This window comes from Micromonospora sp. NPDC049203 (genome assembly GCF_043197215.1).
Taxonomy (GTDB): Bacteria; Actinomycetota; Actinomycetes; order Mycobacteriales; family Micromonosporaceae; genus Micromonospora.
Window position 1 is genome coordinate 24,425 of sequence record NZ_JBICSV010000011.1, and the last position, 14,996, is coordinate 39,420.

The 14,996-nt window shown below is 71.8% G+C and carries 19 protein-coding genes; 1 reads left to right on the forward strand and 18 read right to left on the reverse strand.

What is annotated here, in order from left to right; translation table 11 throughout:
- Positions 1-154: 154 nt before the first annotated feature.
- From ACGFIA_RS24495 to ACGFIA_RS24580, 18 genes are all read right to left on the reverse strand, one after another.
- Entirely contained in the window at positions 155-532 is a 378-nt protein-coding gene (locus ACGFIA_RS24495) for a helix-turn-helix transcriptional regulator (RefSeq protein WP_007454255.1), read from the reverse strand.
- A gap of 57 nt (positions 533-589) precedes the next feature.
- Entirely contained in the window at positions 590-1,129 is a 540-nt protein-coding gene (gene pyrE, locus ACGFIA_RS24500) for an orotate phosphoribosyltransferase (RefSeq protein WP_357385182.1), read from the reverse strand.
- Positions 1,130-1,282: 153 nt separating this feature from the next.
- The gene (locus tag ACGFIA_RS24505; RefSeq protein WP_393262297.1) at positions 1,283-2,089 is read right to left on the reverse strand and encodes an SDR family NAD(P)-dependent oxidoreductase; all 807 of its coding nucleotides are present in this window, start codon (positions 2,087-2,089) and stop codon (positions 1,283-1,285) included.
- Positions 2,086-2,901 (reverse strand): hypothetical protein, encoded by an 816-nt coding sequence (locus ACGFIA_RS24510; RefSeq protein WP_357468457.1) that lies wholly within the window; start codon positions 2,899-2,901, stop codon positions 2,086-2,088. The genes ACGFIA_RS24505 and ACGFIA_RS24510 overlap by 4 nt, the downstream gene beginning before the upstream one ends.
- Positions 2,902-2,973: 72 nt before the next feature.
- Positions 2,974-3,783, reverse strand: coding sequence for a hypothetical protein (locus ACGFIA_RS24515; RefSeq protein WP_357385188.1), 810 nt, complete (start codon positions 3,781-3,783; stop codon positions 2,974-2,976).
- Positions 3,784-3,850: 67 nt separating this feature from the next.
- Positions 3,851-4,846, reverse strand: coding sequence for a hypothetical protein (locus ACGFIA_RS24520; protein ID WP_357385328.1), 996 nt, complete (start codon positions 4,844-4,846; stop codon positions 3,851-3,853).
- 64 nt (positions 4,847-4,910) lie between these two features.
- A complete protein-coding gene (locus ACGFIA_RS24525; protein ID WP_393262301.1) occupies positions 4,911-6,479 on the reverse strand; it encodes a polyamine aminopropyltransferase in 1,569 nt (522 codons plus the stop codon).
- On the reverse strand, positions 6,476-7,249 hold the full coding sequence (locus tag ACGFIA_RS24530) for a hypothetical protein (protein WP_357468463.1): 774 nt from the start codon (positions 7,247-7,249) through the stop codon (positions 6,476-6,478). Before ACGFIA_RS24530 ends, ACGFIA_RS24525 begins: the two co-directional genes overlap by 4 nt.
- On the reverse strand, positions 7,249-7,671 hold the full coding sequence (locus tag ACGFIA_RS24535; protein ID WP_357385194.1) for a DUF350 domain-containing protein: 423 nt from the start codon (positions 7,669-7,671) through the stop codon (positions 7,249-7,251). Before ACGFIA_RS24535 ends, ACGFIA_RS24530 begins: the two co-directional genes overlap by 1 nt.
- 34 nt (positions 7,672-7,705) lie before the next feature.
- Positions 7,706-8,614 carry a hypothetical protein gene (locus ACGFIA_RS24540; protein WP_357385196.1) on the reverse strand — a complete coding sequence of 303 codons (909 nt, stop codon included), beginning with the start codon at positions 8,612-8,614 and terminating at the stop codon, positions 7,706-7,708.
- Positions 8,614-9,036 carry a DUF350 domain-containing protein gene (locus tag ACGFIA_RS24545; RefSeq protein WP_357468466.1) on the reverse strand — a complete coding sequence of 141 codons (423 nt, stop codon included), beginning with the start codon at positions 9,034-9,036 and terminating at the stop codon, positions 8,614-8,616. The genes ACGFIA_RS24540 and ACGFIA_RS24545 overlap by 1 nt, the downstream gene beginning before the upstream one ends.
- Before the next feature lie 33 nt (positions 9,037-9,069).
- Positions 9,070-9,495, reverse strand: a complete 426-nt coding sequence (locus tag ACGFIA_RS24550) for a DUF4247 domain-containing protein (RefSeq protein ID WP_357468470.1) — start codon at positions 9,493-9,495, stop codon at positions 9,070-9,072.
- Positions 9,492-9,986 (reverse strand): DUF2617 family protein, encoded by a 495-nt coding sequence (locus ACGFIA_RS24555; RefSeq protein WP_357385200.1) that lies wholly within the window; start codon positions 9,984-9,986, stop codon positions 9,492-9,494. Before ACGFIA_RS24555 ends, ACGFIA_RS24550 begins: the two co-directional genes overlap by 4 nt.
- A 1-nt stretch (position 9,987) precedes the next feature.
- Complete coding sequence (locus tag ACGFIA_RS24560; protein ID WP_357468473.1) at positions 9,988-10,626, reverse strand: DUF4178 domain-containing protein; 639 nt, start codon at positions 10,624-10,626, stop codon at positions 9,988-9,990.
- A gap of 80 nt (positions 10,627-10,706) precedes the next feature.
- A complete protein-coding gene (locus ACGFIA_RS24565) occupies positions 10,707-11,087 on the reverse strand; it encodes a hypothetical protein (RefSeq protein WP_393262306.1) in 381 nt (126 codons plus the stop codon).
- Between the two features lie 203 nt (positions 11,088-11,290).
- Positions 11,291-13,882, reverse strand: coding sequence for an ATP-dependent chaperone ClpB (gene clpB / locus ACGFIA_RS24570; protein WP_357385206.1), 2,592 nt, complete (start codon positions 13,880-13,882; stop codon positions 11,291-11,293).
- A 106-nt stretch (positions 13,883-13,988) separates the two neighbouring features.
- Positions 13,989-14,243 (reverse strand): hypothetical protein, encoded by a 255-nt coding sequence (locus ACGFIA_RS24575; protein WP_030500546.1) that lies wholly within the window; start codon positions 14,241-14,243, stop codon positions 13,989-13,991.
- A complete protein-coding gene (locus ACGFIA_RS24580; RefSeq protein WP_393262309.1) occupies positions 14,240-14,557 on the reverse strand; it encodes a DivIVA domain-containing protein in 318 nt (105 codons plus the stop codon). The genes ACGFIA_RS24575 and ACGFIA_RS24580 overlap by 4 nt, the downstream gene beginning before the upstream one ends.
- A gap of 205 nt (positions 14,558-14,762) precedes the next feature.
- Here ACGFIA_RS24580 and ACGFIA_RS24585 point away from each other — a divergent pair, with 205 nt between their 5' ends.
- Entirely contained in the window at positions 14,763-14,981 is a 219-nt protein-coding gene (locus ACGFIA_RS24585) for a winged helix-turn-helix domain-containing protein (protein WP_357385210.1), read from the forward strand.
- Positions 14,982-14,996 lie beyond the last annotated feature (15 nt).

The following is a 14,996-nucleotide window of genomic DNA, read 5'->3' on the forward strand; positions in this document are numbered from 1 at the left end:
CCGGCCCTCGGACGAGGACCGGCCTTCGGACATCACTGCTCCAGCCGGGTCACACGGGACGACGGCAGCCGTCACCCGCGCACTGATGGCGCCACCCCTCGCACGCCACCGGTCACCCGGTCGGGACGACCCTCGCGGGCCGGCCCGGAAGGTTTCAGCGAGCCTTCTTGGTGGCCCGCTTCCGCGGCGGGGTGAGCAGATCCGCGATCGTGGCGATCGCGGACGGCACCAGCCGGTAGTACGCCCAGACCCCGCGCTTCTCCCGCTCCAGCAAGCCGGCCTCGGTGAGGATACGCAGGTGGTGGCTGACCGTCGGCTGCGAGAGGCCGAGCGGCGCGGTGAGGTCACACACGCACGCCTCCCCCTCGGGAGCCGACTGGATCAGGCTGAGCAGCCGCAGCCGGGCGGGGTCCGCGAGGGCCTTGAGGACCCCCGCGAGCCGCTCGGCGTCGGCACGTTCGATCGGCTCGCCGGCAAGCGGCGAGATCTGAGGCATGGTCATTTCAGCCAACGCAGTTCCCACGTATTCCATCCTTCCACCAGCAGCATCGATCCGCCTGCATATCAGCAGATCCGAATCGGCAAACTTTTACGCCACAAGGCCGAGGTCAGCCAACGTATAGGCCGCCCGATAGGGCAATCCGGCGGCTCGCACCGTGTCGCCGGCACCTCGATCAACAATAACCGCCACACCCACCACCTCGGCCCCTGCCTCACGCAATGCCTCGACCGCCGTCAACACACTTCCACCGGTGGTGGAGGTGTCCTCGACCGCGAGCACCCGTCGCCCGGAGACGTCCGGCCCCTCGATCCGGCGCTGAAGACCGTGAGCCTTGCCCTCCTTGCGGACAACGAAGGCGTCGACCGCGCGACCCGTGCCCGCCGAGGCGTGCAGCATGGCGGCGGCCACCGGATCGGCGCCCAGGGTCAACCCGCCGACCGCGTCGTACGACCAGTCGGCGGTGAGTTCCCGCATGACCCGGCCGATCAACGGAGCCGCCTCGTGATGGAGCGTGACGCGACGCAGATCCACGTACCAGTCCGCCTCGCGGCCCGACGAGAGCACCACCCGGCCGTGCACCACAGCGAGGTCAGTGATGAATTTGCGCAGGTCGTCGCGGTCGCCCATGGCGATAGAGCGTACTTCGCAAGTCTGAGCGCCGTCCTTCGGGTCCGCCCTGGTCAACCCTGCGGGCGACCGATCGGTGGCGATGAGCGGCTACGCTGTGCGACCGTCCATCCCGGTCGACCGCGACAGCGGCCCGCAGCCGGGCAGGTGCGGTCAGCCGCGCTGCCGGCCTACCGCACCCCTGGTGTCCCGCCCGAAGCCGCGCAGCAGGCGTTTCGGCGCGTGCCGCAGCCCGGCCACCGCCACCTTGTACTTCCAGTCCGGAACGCTCACCGACTTGCCTTTGCGCAGGTCACGCAGCCCTTCGGCGACCACGTCGTCAGCGCGTAGCCAGGCCCAGGCGGGCAGGCGCGACATGTCGATGCCCGCCCTTTCGTGATTTCCGGTTCGTGTGTAGCCGGGGCAGAGCGCCATCACGCGTACGCCGAGCGGCGCGACGGACTGGCCGATCGACTCACTGAAATTCGTCACCCACGCCTTGCTGGCCGAGTACGTGGATCCCGGCATGGGGACACCGAAGCCCGCAACGGAAGAGACATTTATCACTGCGCCCTGGCCTCGTTCGATCATCGGACCGAGCGCGGCATGGGTCAGACGCAGCACCGCGAGCACGTTGAGCCGCACCAGCCGCGCCTCGTCCGCCACCGACGAGCGGACGAAGGAGGTGTTCAGACTGATGCCGGCGTTGTTGACAAGCAGCTCGACCGGCGTACCGGCGGCCAGCCGTTGTTCGACGGCGGCGCAGCCGTCCTCGGTGGACAGATCGGCGGAGATCGTCTCCGCGTCGCCGCCGTGCCGGCCGGTCAGCTCGGCCGCCAGCGCGTCCAGCCGGGCGCCGTCGCGGGCCACCAGGACGAGGTCCCAGCCGTCGGCGGCGAGCCGGCGGGCGAACGCCTCGCCGATGCCCAGGCTGGCGCCGGTGATCAGGGCTCGGCGCCGGGAGGGGGTGTCACCTGTCATCGGCGGTCCTCGGTGGGTGGCGGGAACCCATCCGGCGGCGGCGCGGGCGGGCCGGACGGGGGCGGTGCGGGCCGTTCGTACGGCGACGGACCATCCGGCGGCGGCGTAGGCCCGGAGGCGGGCGGCGCGGAGGCGGGCGGCGCGGAGGGCGCGTGCAGGCCGGCCGGCGGGCCCCAGGGCGTCGGACCGGGCGCCTGCGTGCCGGACACGGTCGAGCCGTAACCGGACAGCCGCAGCGGTGCGGTGCGGTGGCGCAGGAACGCGCCGGCCGAGGGCAGCGTGAGCAGCGCGACCACCACCAGGTAGCCGAGGACCTGCGCCACCGACAGCGTCGCGTTCACCGGGATCCACCACGACGGGTAGGCGTCACCGACGAGTTCCAGCAGGTCGGCGGTGACCCGGTCGTCCGCGCCGAGCCGCAGCGGGACGGCCCGCTGGCCGACCAGCACCGCCAGCCCGCAGCAGCCGCAGAGCAGTCCCGTACCGGCGACCACCCAGGTCCCGGTCCGGGCGCCGGAACGGCCCGCGAGCAGGCCCAGGGCAAGCCCGGCGAGCAGCAACCCGGCGAGCACGCCGAGCACGGCGGCCAGCACTGTGGAGCCGCGCAGCAGGCCGGCCACCTGGTCGATGTCACCGCCGCCCGCGCCGGTCCGCTGGGCCGCCGCAACCCGGAACCGGTCCACCGTGCCGCCGCTGACGGCCAGGTTGAGCACCGCGTACGCCACGGCGCCGACCGCCATCGCCAGCAGCAGCGCCGCCGCGGCGAGGACGGTGCCCGGCCGACGGGGTGCGGCCCGATCGGGGTACGACACGACTGATCCCTCCGGTAGGCGTCGGCTTGCAACCTACTCGGAGGGATCGTCGGCGTCGCCGCAATCCGGAGGTCAACTTCCGGACGGCGGCTCCGGATCGCGGCGCTCACCCGGCTGGCCGCCGGGTGCGGACGGCGGCTGACCACCAGGCGTCGACGGCGGCTGACCGCCGGACGGGAAGGGCGGCTGGCCACCGCCAGGGAACGGAGGCTGGCCGCCGGGCGGGGGCGTGCCGGGCGGGGGCGGGTACGACGGGTAAGCCGGCTCCCCCGACTGGCCCGGGTACGCCGGGTAGGCGCCACCCGGCACCGGCGGCTCCCAGCCGGCCTTGGGCTTGCGGAAGAACTCGTTCGCCTGCGGCAGCGCCAACAGGATCAGCGCGGCCAGCAGGGCGAGCAGCGCGACCAGGCCCAGCAGCAGGTTGACGGGCGTGTACCAGGACGGCAGCACGTCCTCCAGCCGGCGCTGGATCTCCTCCGGGCTGGGCGCGTCACCGGTGGTGGTGCCGCCCGTCATGCCGCCGGAGATGCCGCTGACCAGCCCGCCGGCGGTGCAGCAGAACAGGATGCCGCCCAGCACCCAGGTGGTGATCCGGGAGCCGTTCTTGCCCCGGTTGTTCAACAGGGCCAGCACGACGAGCCCGGCCGCGATCAGCAGCGACACGACAGCCGAGATGAGACTGAACGCGTACGCGATGTCGCCGACCGACTCGGCGCCCGTGCCGGCGTACGCGTCGCTGAGCACGTCACGGATCTTGCCGATGACGGTCAGCGCCACGATCAGGTTCACCACCTGGATCGCGGCGACGAAAATGAGCAGCCAACTGGAAAGCGTCACCACACCGGGACGCGCGCGGGGCGGGGTGCCCGGAGCATCGACCATGACTCTCCCTTCCTAGATCAGATGCCCACCGTAGCGATCTCCGACCAGCTCAGCACCCTGGACCGGCTCACTTCTCGGCGCGGCGCAACCGGCGGTGCTCGGCGGTGACCACGCCGAGCAGCGCGAGATCGAGCGCGACAGCGGCGACCGCGCCGAACTGGTTGACGGTGAAGTTGAAGACCTGCCCGAACAGCAGGTCGACCAGCAGCGCCAGCTTGAACAGGCGGAACGCCTCGGTCCGGTTGCGGCGCAGCAGCCAGGCGGCCCACAGGCCGAGCACGGCGGTGATCAGCGCACTGGCGCTGACGCCCAGGATCGCGCCCCACTCCCGCTCCTCGCCCAGGTGCCCGGTCACGCCGTCGAGGAACACCGCCAGCACGGTGAGCACCGGCTCCACCACCAGGTAGACCACCACCGGCCAGATGAGCCAGCGGCGCCCGGCCGCCCAGACGGCGAGACGCCGGGCCCGGTCCGCCGCCCGCTGCCAGAGCCGCACCGGCGGCGGTTCCCGGTGCGGCACCGCGTCCAGCAGTCGCGCCACAGCGGTCTCGGTGGCCGGTCCGGTGCCCTGCACGAGCCGCAGCACGGCGGCCCGGCGGCGATCGGTCAGCCCGGCCGGCAGGCCGCTGAGCACCATGTCCAGCGCGTTCGCGGTGCGCTCGGCCGGAGTCAGCCGGGATCGTCCGGTGCGCCCGCGTACCGCCTGGGTGAGCAGGACCAGCAGCGCGAACGCGACGTAGATGATGGCGGCGGCCGGGGCGTAGAAGTAGTCGGTGCCGGTGGTGACGAACTTGCCCACCTCGTCGATGAACAGCCCGAACCCGATGCCGCCGACCACCGCCCCGGCGCTGCGCGACGCGTCGCCGAGGAAGACCAGCGGGATGCCCAGGCCGACGGCGAGCAGCAGGCCGCCCCAGAGGACGTGCGCGATGTGCAGCCCGCCGCCACCGAGCTGGGGATAGCCGGTGGCCTCCAGGTACGCCCGGACGGCCAGCACGGTGACCACGCCGGAGAGCACGAACCCCTGGAGGTAGGACGCCGCCTCGATCGCCCGGGTCGGCAGCCGGCGGACCAGCCAGCCGATCCCCGGTCGGTGGCGCGGCGATTCGGGTGGCATATCCCGAAACCTAGTAGCCGCGCCACTCCTCGCGGGCGTAGTCCAGCACCCTCGGTCGCAACAGGGTGGAGGCCGGCACGTCCAGCCGGGCCCGGTCGGCGGGGAACGTGGCGGCGGCGGCCAGCACCGCCGGGGTCAGGAACCGCAGCGGTGGCGGGTCGTCCGGCAGCGCCAGTTCCGGCGCGGCGTCGCCGGGCGAGGCGAGCACGAATCCCCAGTCGCCGAAGCTCGGCACGTCGACGTGGTACGGCACGGTGGCGAAGCCGGCCTCGCGGACCGACCGCTCGATCGACCAGTACGACCGGGGTGCGAAATACGGCGACCCGGACTGCACCACGAGCCGCCCGCCGGGGGCCAGCACCGGCCGGATCAGCGTGTAGAACTCGATCGTGTAGAGCTTCGCGGTGGCCGTCTCGTCCGGGTCGGGCAGGTCGGCGATCACCACGTCGAAGCGGTCCGTGGCGGTACGCAGCCAGGCGAACGCGTCCAGGTTGAGCACCCGTACCCGGGGGTCGGTGAGCGAGCCGCGGTTCAGCTCGCGCAGCTGCGGCTCGCGGCGGGCCAGCTCCACCACTGCCGGGTCGAGGTCGACGAGCGTCACCGAGCGCACGTCCGGGTACTTGAGGATCTCCCGCGCGGCCAGTCCGTCGCCCGCGCCGAGCACCAGCACGTCGCCGTGCGACCCGCGCATCGCCGGGTGCACGAGCGCCTCGTGGTAGCGGTACTCGTCGATCGAGCTGAACTGGAGGTCGCCGTTGAGGAACAGCCGCAGGTCGGTGTCGGAGTGGCCGGGCTCGCGCATCGAGCGGGTCAGCACGATCTCCTGGTAGCGGCTGCGCTCGGCGTGCACCACCGGGTCCCGGTAGAGCTGCTGGCGGGCGGTCACCTCGAAGTCGTGGGCGGTCACCCACGCGTACCCGAGAAGCAGGCCGACCACGACGGTGGCCGCGCCCAGCGCGGCCCGCGCCCGCCGGCTGAGGTCGGCGCGGAACACGGTGAAGACGAGCACCACACCGGCGACCGCGTTCACCGCGCCCACCACCAGCGCGCCCTTGAGCTGGCCGAAGACCGGGATCAGCAGGAACGGGAAGGCCAGCCCACCGAGCAGCGCGCCCACGTAGTCGGCGGCGAACAGGTCGGCCACCGCGCTGCCCGCCGACTGTTCCCGGATGCGTTGCAGCATCACCATGAGCAGCGGGATCTCCGCGCCGATCAGCAGGCCGAGCACGAACGCGGTGCCGACGAGCGCCGGGCCGTACAGGTCGAGCCAGGCGAACGCGGCGTAGAGGCCGAGCACGGACAGGCCGCCGAGCAGCGCCAGGGTCAGCTCGATCACCGCGAACGAGACCACCGCCCGGGACTGCAACGGCTTCGCCACCAGCGCGCCGACGCCCATCGCGCAGACCATCACGCCGAGCACGATCGACGCCTGGCCGACCGTGTCGCCGATCAGGTAGCTGCCGAGCGCGACCAGCGCCAGCTCGTACACCAGGCCGCAGGCCGCGCAGACGAAGACCGCGAGCAGGACCGCCGCGCGGGCCAGGCGCCACCGCGGCCGTGCGGCCACGTCGGCGGTCACCGGATGCTCCGGGTACGTCCGGCGGCTCCCGCCCCGGCGCGCTGCGCGGGCACCCCGCCCCGGTGCCTGCGGCGCTGCCGCACACCCACGGCGATGAACAGCGCGGCGAGCAGGAACAACGCCGCCGAGCTGAGGATGTAGAGCCACCGGTCCCGCCAGAAGTCGCTGCCGGCGTCCGGCAGCGGTGCGGACGGGGTGGACGGGCCGGCGGCAGGCGGCGCGGCCGGTCCGGCGAGCCCTCGCTCGGCGGCGAGCAGCGGCAGGATCGTGGCGGCCCGGGTGACGGCCCAGCCCGGGTCGCCGAGGAACGCGCCCTCGTCCAGCCCGAAGCGGCCGAGCCCCGTCTCGATCGCGTAGAGCTCGGAGTACTCGATGTCCTCCGAGCCCTTGATCTGGATCGTGGCGGAATCCTCCGACTCGCTGCTGGACGAGGTGTACCTGACGTTCGCGGAGACCGCGATCCAGCGCGCGCAGCCGGGCGCGTCGATGACTGTGGTGCCGTCGCCGAGGTTGGAGCCGACGCTCACGTCGTCGTACACGTCGAGCAGTTCCCATCCGTAGCAGATGCCCTGGCTGTCGGTGGCCGCCTTGAGGATCGGCACGGTGCCGGACCGTTCGTCGGCCGCCGGGGCGGGGACGGAGGTGTCCGAGTCGCCGCCGAACACGCCGATGGCGCAGACGAAAACCACGAAACCCCCGACCACGGACCAGATCACCGTCTGGGTGCGCTTGTCCTTCCCCACCCCGGGCCTGGCGGGCTTGCCGCTCATCAGATGATCGCGGCGGCGATGATCGCGCCGGTGGCGAGGTGCACCGTCGCCGAGACCCACACCGCCGGATGCGGCTGCGGATCCACCAGCAACTCACCGAGCTTGCCCGGAGTCGCCGCGTCCAGCAGCACGAACGCCACCGCCATGATCACCAGACCGAGAATGCCGTACGCGCCCGCCCCGATCAGACCCAGCCGGAAATCATCGGCACTCGCCACGATCGCCGCCACCACGATCGTGCCCACCCCGACCAGGTTCGACGAAAGCAACACCGCCGCGTTGCGATTGCGCTCAACCCAGATCAACTCGTGAAGCTTGCCCGGCGTCGCCACGTCGACCAGGACATAACCGATGGCCATCAGAGCGATGCCGACCACGCCGTACGCGAGCGTGACCAGCAGATCGGTGACGAGATGTTGCACAGAAGACTCCAGGGTGAGGGGATCGAGCGAAGGGCTACTTACCGGAACCGCGGGCGCGCTGCGCGGTCGCCTCGCCCCGCTGCTTGCGGCGCTGCCGCAGGCCCACGACGAGGAACAGTGCGGCGACCAGGAAGAACCCGGCCGAGGTGAGGATGTAACCCCACCGGTCCCGCCAGAAGTCGCTGCCGGCGTCCGGCAGCGGCGCGGCGGCGCTGGACGGCGCGGCGGTGGGCGCCGCGGCCGGTCCGGCCAGCCCGCGCTCGGCGGCGAGCAGCGGCAGGATCGTGGCGGCCCGGGTGACGGCCCAGCCCGGTTCGTCGAGGAACGTCTCCTCGTCCAGCCCGAAGCGGCGCAGCCCGGTTCGGATCTCGGTGAGGTCGGTGAACGTGATGCCGTCCGAACCCTCGATCCGGATGAGGACGTCGTCGTCCTCCCTCTCGCCCGTCATGGAGGAGTACCTGACCTCGGCGGTCACCTCGATCCAGCGCGTGCAGCCCGGCGCGCCGGGGGCCGGCATGCCGTCACCGTGGCTGGAGCCGACGCTCACGTCGTTCCACCCGTCGGACAGCCTCCAGCCGTAGCAGATGCCCTGGCTGTCGGTGGCCGCCTTGAGGATCGGCACGGTGCCGGAGCGCTCGTCGGCCGCCGGGGCGGGGACTGAGGTGTCCGAGTCGGGGCCGAAGACGCCGAGGAGGCAGATGGCGAGCACGCTCACCACCACGACCCAGAAGAACGCCTTCTTGCGCTTCTCCTTCACGTCCTCCGGTGTGGCAGCCCAGCCGTCGGCCGCTCCCGTGAACCGGCCCACCATCCTCCGGCGCTTCGCCTCCTTCTCGTCCGACGAGGCGGAGACGAACCATTCGTCCAGCATCTCCCCGGCCAAGGTCAACGCCGGGTTGCGCTTCTCCTTCTTCTCCCCCGAGGCGGCATTCCAGTCGTCCATCAGATGATCGCGGCGGCGATGATCGTGCCGGTGGCGAGGTGCACCGTCGCCGAGACCCACACCGCCGGATGCGGCTGCGGATCCACCAGCAACTCACCGAGCTTGCCCGGAGTCGCCGCGTCCAGCAGCACGAACGCCACCGCCATGATCACCAGACCGAGAATGCCGTACGCGCCCGCCCCGATCAGACCCAGCCGGAAATCATCGGCACTCGCCACGATCGCCGCCACCACGATCGTGCCCACCCCGACCAGGTTCGACGAAAGCAACACCGCCGCGTTGCGATTGCGCTCAACCCAGATCAACTCGTGAAGCTTGCCCGGCGTCGCCACGTCGACCAGGACATAACCGATGGCCATCAGAGCGATGCCGACCACGCCGTACGCGAGCGTGACCAGCAGATCGGTGAGGAGGTTCTCCACAGAAGACTCCAGGGGTGAGGGAATCGAAGAGGGCTACTTACCGGAACCGGGGCCGCCGCCCCGCACCGTGCTGCCTCGGCCCCAGCCCCAGCTGTTGCCGACGACGTTGTGGTAGCGGGGGTAGGCGGTGGTCATCTTCTCCAGCAGGATCACCGAGCCGACGGCGAGCGGGAGGATCACCACCGAGTCGTCGTCGTAGCGCAGGTAGACGCCGCTGCCGTCGACATACTGGTCGGCCGGCTTCCACTTGTCGGTGATCTGCTTGGACACCTGGCTCGGCGTCTTGTTCGAGGTGTACGCGATCGCGTTCGAGCCGATGTCCCGCCCGGAGGCGCGGGAGAAGTTGTCCTCCACGTAGCCCCGGGGCGAGAAGTTGCCGTAGAAGATCGTGAAGGCGGCGACGAGCGCGCCGATGACGGCGACCGCCATGCCCACCACGAACCACCGTCGGTACGTCACAGCTCCTCCACCACGGTCTCGGTCAGGACCAGCTCGTTCGTCTGGGGATAGACGTGCCAGGTGCGCCAGGCGAGCACGCCGTCCGGCGGCCGGGGCCGGACGGAGAGCGCGGTGACCGCGTCCTCGTCGCCGGGGAAGACCCCGATCAGCGCGTAGGGGTCGCCCGCGAGTTCGGCGCGCAGCGCCGCGACCCGGCTACGCAGGCCGTCGCCTTCGGGCCGGAGCACGGTGGCCATGAACCGGTAGCCGGCCGTTTCGTCGTGCAGCGCGTCCGGCAGGTGCGGCGGGCGGCCGGGCAGGCAGGCGACGGTCTCGGTGAGCCCGCCGAGCACCACCTGATGGGAGGCGCCGAGCAGGCGCAGCCGCAGCCGGGGCAGGCCGGGCAGGTCGAGGTCGCGTACGGCCAGCGCCGGCAGCTCCGGGCCGCCGAGGGCCAGGCTCAGGTCGGCGGCGCTGGTGTCGACGTAGGGCGCGTCCAGGCAGACGAGCACGTCAGCGCACCGTCTCCGGGCCGCCCTGCGGGTAGATCATCACCTCGGCGCGGCGCAGCTCCTCACCGAGGTTGACCTCCCAGCCGGCCTCCCCGTACGCCTCGAACGACAGCCGCGCCCCGCCGGGCGCCTGGTAGTCGTGGTAGCGCATGGTGCCGTGCGGATCGAGGCCGGTGCCCTCGGTCGCGGTGTACCGCGCCTGGCCGGACTCGTCCCAGTTGTAGCGGCGGCCGGACATCTCCAGCGTCGGGGCGCCCGGCGTCACGGTGGCCCCCGGCTCGCTGGTCCAGAGCACCAGCTCCAGGTCCGGGTCGGACTCGACGGAGAGCCAGCGCTTCACCCCGCCCGCGTCGTCGAGCAGGTGCTCCGCCCAGCTCCAGCCGCCCTCGACCAGGTGCACCGAGCCGCGCACGGTGTACGGCACCGTGCGGATCTCGACGATGTCGCCGGGCTTGAGCCCGCGCGGGTCGCCGCGCAGCGCGTCGGCGTCCCGGTCCCGGAACGGGTCCCCCGGCGCCGCCTTGGTCTTCGGGCCGGACGCGGACCGGGACTTCCGCACCGCGATCACGGCGATCACCACACCGGCCACCCCGACCAGGCACCCGAGCGTCGTCACCAGCCACGCCACTGAACCGTTCACAGCCGCCTCCCCAACGTGCTCGGCGGGAACGGTAACAACCGCACACAAGCTTGCTGAAGTCCCGGACGCTGAGTGGTCGCTCAGTTACCCGCGTGGCCGGCGAGCCGGTCGGCCGCGTACTCGCCCAGCGTGGCCCGGCCCATCAGGCAGCCGGAGAACGTGGTGAACTCGCCGTCGTCGTCGCGCAGCCGGGTCCACGCCGCCCGCCCGGCGGCCGGATCGACCGCCTCCAGCAGCGTCGCCGCGTACGCCCGCCCGGCCGGCGACCCCTTGCGGAGCAACCTGTCGATCCGCTTGCGGGCCGCCTCCGGGTGCTCGCGCAGCCCCTGCTCCAGCCGCCGGTACGCCTCGGTCGCGGGCAGGACCTGCCCGGCCAGCCCCACCCCGCCGAAGGCGAGGGTGTCCGCGCCGTCGAGTTCCCGCGCCGCCTCGTCCAGTTCCCGCTCCCACGTCCCGCTCATACCCCACTATGTGCCCACCCCACCAACCCCTCCAACCACAAGGAAGGGCCCCCTGTTAACGCCTCCGGTAGAGGAAGGGCCCCTTGTTAACACCCGCAGCACGGAGCACCCACGGCATGCAGCGCCGGCGGCACGCGGGCCGGCGCGGCCGGGGACGGCGAAGGCCCGGCCAGGGACGGCCGGGCCTTCGCGGGTGGGACGGGTCAGGCGGCGGTGACCGCCAGGGACTCCTTGGAGTCGGACAGGTCGACGCGGACCGTGTCGCCGTCGCGGATGTCACCGGCCAGCAGCGCCTTGGCGAGCTGGTCGCCGATCGCCGACTGCACCAGCCGGCGCAGCGGGCGGGCGCCGTAGATCGGGTCGTACCCGTGCTCGGCCAGCCACGTCCGGGCGGCGTCGCTGATGTCCAGCGCCAACCGGCGGTCCGCAAGACGGGTTCGCATCCGGTCGAGCTGGATGTCCACGATCGACCGCAGGTCCTCGCCCTGGAGCGCGGCGAACACCACGATGTCGTCGAGCCGGTTGAGGAACTCCGGCTTGAAGTGCGACCGGACCACCGCCAGCACACCCTCCCGGCGCTCGTTCTCGGTCAGCGTCAGGTCGCTGATCACCGACGAGCCCAGGTTCGAGGTGAGGATCAGGATCGCGTTGCGGAAGTCCACCGTACGGCCCTGACCGTCGGTGAGCCGGCCGTCGTCGAGCACCTGGAGCAGCACGTCGAAGACGTCCGGGTGCGCCTTCTCCACCTCGTCGAGCAGGATCACCGAGTACGGGCGGCGGCGTACCGCCTCGGTGAGCTGGCCGCCCTCCTCGTAGCCGACGTATCCGGGCGGGGCACCGACCAGGCGGGCCACCGAGTGCTTCTCGCCGTACTCGCTCATGTCGATGCGGACCATGGCCCGCTCGTCGTCGAAGAGGAACTCGGCGAGTGCCTTTGCGAGCTCGGTCTTGCCGACGCCGGTCGGGCCGAGGAACAGGAAGCTGCCGGTCGGGCGGTCCGGGTCGGCGACGCCGGCCCGGGCGCGGCGTACCGCGTCGGAGACCGCGCCGACCGCCTCGGCCTGGCCGACCACGCGGGCGCGCAGCGACTCCTCCATCCGCAGCAGCTTGGCGGTCTCGCCTTCCAGCAGCCGCCCGGCGGGGATGCCGGTCCAGGAGGCGACCACGGCGGCGATGTCGTCCGCGCCGACCTCCTCCTTGAGCATCGCGCCGTCGGCCTGGAGCCGGGCCAGTTCCTCCTCGGCCTGCTTCAGCTCGGTCCGCAGCGCGGGGATCCGGCCGTACCGCAGCTCGGCGGCGCGTTCCAGTTCGCCGTCGCGCTCGGCCCGCTCGGCCTCGCCGCCGAGGCGTTCCAGTTCCTCCTTGGCGGTGGAGAGCTTGGTGATGTGGCTCTTCTCGGTCTGCCAGCGCTCGGACAGCGCGGTGAGCTGCTCGCGCTTGTCGGCCAGTTCCTTGCGCAGCCGCTCCAGGCGCTCGGCGGACGCGGCGTCCGGCTCCTTCGCCAGCGCCATCTCCTCGATCTCCAGGCGGCGTACCGCCCGCTCGATCTCGTCCACCTCGACCGGCCGCGAGTCGATCTCCATGCGCAGCCGGGACGCGGACTCGTCCACCAGGTCGATGGCCTTGTCCGGCAGGAACCGGTCGGTGATGTACCGGTCGGAGAGCGCTGCGGCGGCGACCAGCGCGGCGTCGGTGATCCGTACGCCGTGGTGCACCTCGTAGCGTTCCTTGAGCCCGCGCAGGATGCCGATGGTGTCCTCGATGGTCGGCTCGCCGACCAGCACCGGCTGAAAGCGCCGCTCCAGCGCGGGGTCCTTCTCGATGTGCTCGCGGTACTCGTCGAGCGTGGTGGCGCCGACCATCCGCAGCTCGCCGCGCGCCAGCATCGGCTTGAGCATGTTGCCGGCGTCCATCGAGCCCTCGCCCTTGCCGGCGCCGACCACCGTGTGCAGCTCGTCGAGGAACGTGATGACCTGGCCGTCGGAGTTCTTGATCTCCTCCAGCACGGACTTCAGCCGCTCCTCGAACTGCCCCCGGTAGGACGCGCCGGCGACCATCGCGCCGAGGTCGAGCGAGACCAGCTTCTTGTCCCGCAGCGACTCCGGCACGTCGCCGGCCACGATCCGCTGGGCCAGGCCCTCCACGATCGCGGTCTTGCCGACGCCCGGCTCGCCGATCAGCACCGGGTTGTTCTTGGTACGCCGGGACAGCACCTGGATCACCCGGCGGATCTCCGAGTCCCGGCCGATCACCGGGTCGATCTTGCCGTCGCGGGCGCTCGCGGTGAGGTCCACGCCGTACTTGGCCAGGGCCTGGTAGGTCTGCTCCGGGTCGGCGGTGGTGACCCGGCGGTCCCCGCCGCGCACGGTCGGGAACGCGGCGACCAGGTTCTCCTCGGTGGCGCCGGAGTTCTTCAGCGCGACCGAGACCGCGCCGCCGACCCGGGCCAGCCCGGCCAGGAGGTGCTCGGTGGAGGTGTACTCGTCGCCCAGCGGCCGGGCGATCTGCTCGGCGGCGCCGATGGCGTTGACGAACTCGCGGGCCAGCGTCGGCTCGGCGATGCTGGATCCGCGCGCGGCGGGCAGCGCGTCCACCGAACGCAGCGCGACGCGGCGCAGCTCGGCGGGGTCGGCACCGACGGCGCGCAGCAGGCCCGCGGCGGTCGAACCCTCGGTGTCCAGCAGTGACAGCAGCAGGTGCCAGGGCTCCACGGTGGCGTGACCGCGCTGGTTCGCCAGCGCGACGGCACCGGTGATGGCCTCGCGGCTCTTGGTGGTGAGACGTTCCGTGTTCATGGGCTCCCCCGGATCGGCGTGTCCACTGGACATGACACAACCAGAGTTGAGTCTATTCCGCTCAACTCCACCCCTGTGACCTGAGTCACCCTTTACCTTTGACGGATCAGCGACGCGGGAGGCGCGCGAGGCAGGGAGTCTCGTGGTCGGCGCGCAGCACGCAACGCCGGCCACCGTCGAGCTTGCGGTCACAGAACACCCAATGGCGTACGGACTGGTCGTCCTCCGTCGACACGGTGATCCCGCCCAGCTCCACCACCGCGAGGAAGGCCAACGACCGGCCGGCCGTGCGACCGAGCATCTTCGCCCGGGCCAGGTCCGCCGCGCGCACCGGCAGATGGATCACGTACCGCCCGGTCACTGCCGCCCGGCCAGGTCGCGCATCGACGGAGCCTGACGGGACTGCCACTCGCGCAACGCACCCTTGATCCGGGCCGTCTCCTCCCGGCTCCGGGCGATTTCGGCGTACGCGGCGGCAAGGTCCCCCGCGACGCGGTCGAGGAACGCGGCGACCTCGGCGGGGTCCAACCCCCGACGGCATGTCGTGAAGCTGTGGCCCCGCACCTGCCAGGGCCGGAGCGGAAGGTACGACGTGGAGCGGTAGGCGCCGACCGGCGCGGAGTTGGGCGGACCGACGTTCCGCCGCCGCGAACGTATTCGCAGGAGATTACGCACGACACTGTCCCTTCTCGCCGAGGACCGGGGGTCGGGACGAGCCACGGGGATGCCCGCCCCGACCCTGGAAAGCTCCAGGTGCCATCCGGGAGCGTTCCTCAGCAACCTACAATCGGTACCAGTTGTAGGTCAACGACCGACCCACAATTGCTTGAGGTTGGAGGTGGGTGCGTGGTCGAATGGGCGTGCCATCCGGGGAGTGTGTATGCCCAAGCAGCAGTACCAAGTGCTCGCAGACGAGCTGAAGAGCAAGATCGATTCGGGAGAGTGGCCACCCGGCACCAAGCTGCCGAGCCGCGCCCAGCTGTGCAAGGAGTACGGCGTTTCGGACACGGTCGTCGGCAAGGCGATGATGATCCTCCGCGCGACCGGCCTCACCGAAACACTCGAGGGCGTCGGCGTGTTCGTGGCCGAGCGGGTCTAGACGAGCCGTATCGAC

What these genes read in the sequence shown, in the direction of transcription:
- ACGFIA_RS24540 (WP_357385196.1), bottom strand. Translation starts at nt 8,614, where the DNA reads ATGGACGACTGGAATGCCGCCTCGGGGGAGAAGAAGGAGAAGCGCAAC.
- ACGFIA_RS24495 (WP_007454255.1), bottom strand. Translation starts at nt 532, where the DNA reads ATGGAATACGTGGGAACTGCGTTGGCTGAAATGACCATGCCTCAGATC.
- ACGFIA_RS24505 (WP_393262297.1), bottom strand. Translation starts at nt 2,089, where the DNA reads ATGACAGGTGACACCCCCTCCCGGCGCCGAGCCCTGATCACCGGCGCC.
- ACGFIA_RS24565 (WP_393262306.1), bottom strand. Translation starts at nt 11,087, where the DNA reads ATGAGCGGGACGTGGGAGCGGGAACTGGACGAGGCGGCGCGGGAACTC.
- ACGFIA_RS24515 (WP_357385188.1), bottom strand. Translation starts at nt 3,783, where the DNA reads ATGGTCGATGCTCCGGGCACCCCGCCCCGCGCGCGTCCCGGTGTGGTG.
- ACGFIA_RS24585 (WP_357385210.1), top strand. Translation starts at nt 14,763, where the DNA reads ATGCCCAAGCAGCAGTACCAAGTGCTCGCAGACGAGCTGAAGAGCAAG.
- ACGFIA_RS24530 (WP_357468463.1), bottom strand. Translation starts at nt 7,249, where the DNA reads ATGAGCGGCAAGCCCGCCAGGCCCGGGGTGGGGAAGGACAAGCGCACC.
- clpB (WP_357385206.1), bottom strand. Translation starts at nt 13,882, where the DNA reads ATGAACACGGAACGTCTCACCACCAAGAGCCGCGAGGCCATCACCGGT.
- pyrE (WP_357385182.1), bottom strand. Translation starts at nt 1,129, where the DNA reads ATGGGCGACCGCGACGACCTGCGCAAATTCATCACTGACCTCGCTGTG.